At 71.6% G+C, this 859-nt stretch carries 2 protein-coding genes; both read right to left on the bottom strand.

The features are described from left to right. Positions 1-280: ACT domain-containing protein (locus tag BIV57_RS23170; protein ID WP_473234607.1), on the bottom strand; the 280-nt coding region annotated here is incomplete at its 3' end. Positions 281-642: 362 nt separating this feature from the next. Next, on the bottom strand, positions 643-859 hold a 217-nt coding region (locus BIV57_RS23175; RefSeq protein ID WP_139275785.1), incomplete at its 5' end, for an ATP-binding domain-containing protein.

Here is an 859-nt window from a genome sequence, read left to right on the forward strand (position 1 = left end):
CGCCGAGGTGCATCAGGAAGGTGCGGTCCGAGACCTTGCCGAGGGTGACGCCCTCGGTGTTGCGCAGTGCCCTTACGATCTCGTCGGCGTGGCTGGCCGAGGCGGCGGCGACGGTGACGTCGATGCGCAGCCGCTCGTGCCCGGACGCGGTGACGTCGAGTCCGGTGACCGAGCCGCCGGTCTCCTCGACGGCGCTGGTCAGGCGGGAGACGGCGTTGCCGTGCGCCGGGACCTCCAGGCGCGCCGTGATCGAATAGGACACACTCGGCGTCGTTGCCATGAGCGGCCGTCCTCCAAGTTCCTGCGGATGTTGCGGGTGGATCCTGCCGTTGCTGATGCGTCGGGGACGCCATGTGATCGTCCCACTTTCGCGGCGTCCGCCACGATGGCGGCCCTCACAACGTACGCCCGTGCCGGTTTGGCCGGGTCCGACATCTGGCGCCCCGCGCGGGCACTCTTGCCCCGCCCCCCGCGGGTGCTACCGTGGGAAACGGCATCGGCTCGATCCAAGCCCCCGGGCCCAACCATAAGCCGCTACGAGCGGCCACTTGCCGAGAGGCGAGCTCTGGCGGGTCGGTGTCAAAGCTTCAGAAGGGGCGCCCCGTTCACCGGGGCGCCCCTTCTGCGAACAGCGCGCACCGGCTACCGCAGCAGCGCCGGCACCCCGTCCGGGTCCGGCTCGTCCGCCGCCTCCGACAGCACCGACAACCGCTGCGTCGCCCGGGTCAGCGCCACATAGAGCACCCGCAGCCCCGCCTCCGACTCCCCCGCGATCCCGGACGGGTTCACCACCACCACCGCGTCGTACTCCAGCCCCTTCGCCTCCAGGCTCCCCACCGCGACGACCCGGTCCCCCAAC

Origin of the sequence: Mangrovactinospora gilvigrisea (genome assembly GCF_001879105.1) — a bacterium.
GTDB classification, from domain to species: Bacteria; Actinomycetota; Actinomycetes; order Streptomycetales; family Streptomycetaceae; genus Mangrovactinospora; species Mangrovactinospora gilvigrisea.